This is a genomic window from Oleiphilus sp. HI0061 (assembly GCF_001635675.1).
Genome location: NZ_LWFE01001271.1, coordinates 1 through 740, shown reverse-complemented (window position 1 = coordinate 740; position 740 = coordinate 1). Strand labels below are relative to the sequence as shown.

2 protein-coding genes are annotated in these 740 nt (G+C 44.3%); one reads left to right on the top strand and one right to left on the bottom strand.

Annotated features, from left to right (window positions below; all coding sequences use genetic code 11):
* The first annotated feature begins 72 nt into the window (after positions 1–72).
* Positions 73–537, top strand: coding sequence for a MazG nucleotide pyrophosphohydrolase domain-containing protein (locus A3735_RS19990; RefSeq protein WP_068509964.1), 465 nt, complete (start codon positions 73–75; stop codon positions 535–537).
* Positions 538–546: 9 nt separating this feature from the next.
* On the opposite strand, the gene A3735_RS19985 is transcribed toward A3735_RS19990, so the two are convergent.
* The coding region (locus A3735_RS19985; RefSeq protein WP_156499781.1) for an EAL domain-containing protein at positions 547–740 on the bottom strand (194 nt) is incomplete at its 5' end.

Here is a 740-nt window from a genome sequence, read left to right as displayed (position 1 = left end):
CAAGCCCTAGCCAAGATCAAGCAATTACCCAATATTATTGATGCTCGCAGAAAACGTAACTAAGGAGCTTTGGTGTCTTCAGAGAAAGTTAAAAAGGCTCAGGATAGTATTCTAGAAGGTGCTTCCAATAAAGATGGAGTACTGAACCAGGCTTTGGATATTCAAGCGCGCGCAGCTAAGCACGGCTTTGATTGGCCTGAAATAGAGCCAGTTTTTGATAAAATAGCTGAAGAACTGGACGAGCTTAAGCAGGAAGTCATAAAAGCGAAAGCGCAGTGTAAGACAAGCACGGCTGAAGACCTTTTTAAAAGGCCTGAAATTCGAGCTGAGTTTGGTGACTTGCTTTTCAGCTGCTTGAATCTATCGCGCTTTCTAGGTGTACTTCCTCAAGATGCGCTTCAGCTTACCAATGATAAGTTTACTTCGCGCTTTCAATTTATCGAGGAGCAATTGGGCAATCAGGGCACTTCTGTGAGCGAGGTGCCCTTAACTCAACTAGACCAGCTCTGGGAGTTGGCCAAACTGAAAGAGAAATAAGCTTTCCAATTAGTTTTCTTCGCTAAAGTCGTAGTTCATTTCTGTAGAGGGTGCTTGCAGGTAGTAACCCTGAATATAGTTGACGCCCGCTTGCCACAAAGTTGATAGCAGGGCTGCACTCTCTACCAGCGGCACGATAGTGAGTTTACCCATGGACTGTAAGGTCTGAATCATTTCTTTAGCCTGTTCTTTTGAATCTTCAC